Raw genomic sequence first — 2,763 nt, 5'->3', positions numbered from 1 at the left:
ACCAGATGCAGCATCAGACCCTGCATATACTGCCGGGCTGCCTCAGAGTCAATCCGGTAGCCGAGCGTATTATTTACCTCAGTCGCCCAACGTTCCGCAGCCTGCTGCACCTTATCCAGCGGCCACTCTAGCGCTGCAATCCCTAAGCGATTTAGCGAGCGACCAACCTGCGCACGCCAACCCAGATCCTCCAGCACCTGCCAGAGCATGCGATTACGGATGATCTTCAAATGTCGGGCCGGATTGCGCACTTCACCGGACTGCTCAAAAAATTCAAAGTCCCCATCAAAACGCTTATCCGGCGGCATGAACTCACGCAGGTAATACGGCAGCGTCAAATGCCCATCCCGACCTTCATGCTCTAGCCAATAACGCTCAAACAATTCCGGTATCTGCAACAGCGGCACCGGACCGGTCTGATTTTCCAGCAGCTGAGTCAAGGCCATTCGAACGTTGTTCTGCCAGGTACGGGCGGCAAAGAAACCGGCGCGATGTGCTGCATCCTGCACCGAATCACTAAAGGTCAGCAGTTTTCGGTCATCGTTATCGCGACTGCTGAATAGCTGATGAATAGCCACCGCGCTCAGACTCGCAGCTCGCGCACCGAACACCACCAGGGATGCTTTTGCGGAGCAGTACGGGCAGTTGTGCTGATGTATAACCCGGTTTACCTGGCCGACACGCTCCTCCTTGAGCAAATCTGGGCGACTGACACGCACCAGCGCTTCATTCCCAGCCTGGCATGCCTTGCACCCACCGCTATGTTCCAGCCCTGCGGTAAAGCCGCACTCACGGCAAACCCGGAAGTGGGCCAACCTTGGGCCGCTCATCTGCTTATCACCACTAGGCTGCCAAGGCATCAACAACCCGGTTTCTTGGTGATTGCTGAAGAACGCCGAGTAAATATTGGCCAGATCCAATTCGATCTGCTGATTGACCGGTTGGGCCACCTCCATCCGCGTCAACCAGGCCGTACCGTGACACTCACGACACTGCACGAGTGGCAACCGAATCTGCTGCTTGTCCCTGGCCGGCGGGTCATCACCGAACGCGAGTAAGGGCGGCAAGCGCTTGATACTGTCGCTCTCCTCGATCTCAAGATCATTTGCGGGGACAGGCTCACGCAAGGTACCGACAATTCGTCGCAGCTCTCGCGCCCACAGCTGCAGTCGCAGTTGCATCAAGGGCAGCTTCGTTTCCGCCCGTGCATGAGCTGCCAACGACAAAAGAGCAATCAGTGCCTGTTCAGGCTGACGTTGAAAACGCTTTGGAATCTGAGCGGCCAGACGATTCGCCAACTCTCTGAAGGTTGGAGTCTTGTCACCCTGCCGCAGATGTCGCAATAAATTGGCCAATTGCCCGTGCTGCTTCAGCTCCTTACCAAGCGCTATACGCCCTGGTATTTCCTGTAGATCCATCTCTGGCTGTTTGCTGAAGTACAACTCGTAAGCGACCAGCAAATACTCGTTCAAGCCCTGGCGCAGCGCGATCTGCAGGGTCTCTGGACCAATGTCCGGGTTCAGGTTGAGGAACGATAGCGTGTCGATGAATTCATCCGGCGACTGACGCTGCTCAGTGATCACCGCCTCCCGTGGGAAGGGAGCGGAAAATATATCGCTGGCATACTGAAGCAGCCCCACCACACTGTCTTCACCTCCCAATGTCGCCGAGGTACCCACGCAGATCAGGCGCTCCGGCGCCAGATCAAAGCGGGCACGTAAGCGGCGGATCAGGAGCGACAGATCCGTACCTTGGGCGCCATCAAAGGTATGCAGCTCATCCACTACCAGATAACGGAGGGTGTCGGGCCCATTGTTCACCCACAGTTTCTGGTCCTGCGGGCGCATCAATAGGTAGTCGAGCATCTTGTAGTTGGTAAGCAGCACGTCGGGCGGATTCTGGCGCAGGGTTTCCTTATCCGTGATTACCTGGTCCGGTCCCATGGCCTTGACGCCATGGCCATCACCGCCGACAAACAACCCAACACGCAGTCCCTTTAGTGACGGTTGATTATAAACTTCTTTGGCAAAACGCTTGGCCTGATCCGTCGCCAAAGCGTTCATCGGGTAAATGACAATGGCCTTAATCCCGGGCATACCAGCCTTCTGGCAGAAATCCAGCACCGGGTACATAAAGCACTCGGTCTTACCCGAACCAGTACCCGTCGCCACCAGTGTATTGGCTGCTTTGCCATTCGCCGCAAGGCGCCGCCAAGCCTGCTCCTGGTGAGCATGAGGAGGGAATTCAGTCTTAAATCCAGAAAAGAAATCGCAGCCTGACTGACCACTCAGAAATGGCAAGCCAACGGTAACGTAAGGCCCTTTGATGAAAGCCTCGCCGTCCTGCTGCTCCTCAACCAGACGGCGGAACTCCCCCCGGAATGGTGCGGTTTCAGTCTCGAAACCAGTAATGATAAATTCGCGTAGTGCAGCGGATACTTCGCTGGCCAACAAGCCGGGAATCATGAAACGTCCTTATCATCTGGGACAGAGCAAATGCCCTGCTGAAGGTACCTTGCAGTGCGCTGAGCCGCGCAGCCAGACCCCTAACATAAAAATTTTACCTTAGGCAAACCAACAATCTCCGCTCATGCGCCTGCACCGCTTGGCAGGTAATTACACGCATCCAGCGCTCTTCTCAAAAATGGCCCAAGCCACCCGGTAGTCTTCTTCCCGATCAGGTTTAAAGAACGGGGCGTAGTAAGTGATTGTGGTTTCCCAGGGACCATTAGGCAGGGTGTCGTCCTGATAGGTTTTGCGTACA

At 55.7% G+C, this 2,763-nt stretch carries 1 protein-coding gene; it reads right to left on the bottom strand.

Going from position 1 to position 2,763, the window contains the following annotated elements; genetic code table 11:
• Window positions 1-2,465, bottom strand: a 2,465-nt coding sequence (locus HP546_RS28770) for a DEAD/DEAH box helicase (protein ID WP_172232829.1), incomplete at its 3' end; no start/stop codon positions are given.
• Window positions 2,466-2,763: the final 298 nt, after the last annotated feature.

The sequence above is a fragment of the Pseudomonas sp. CM25 genome (assembly GCF_013179705.1).
Lineage (GTDB): Bacteria > Pseudomonadota > Gammaproteobacteria > Pseudomonadales > Pseudomonadaceae > Aquipseudomonas.
The sequence above is the reverse complement of the archived record's forward strand: the minus strand, read 5'-3'. Positions and strand labels throughout refer to the sequence as shown.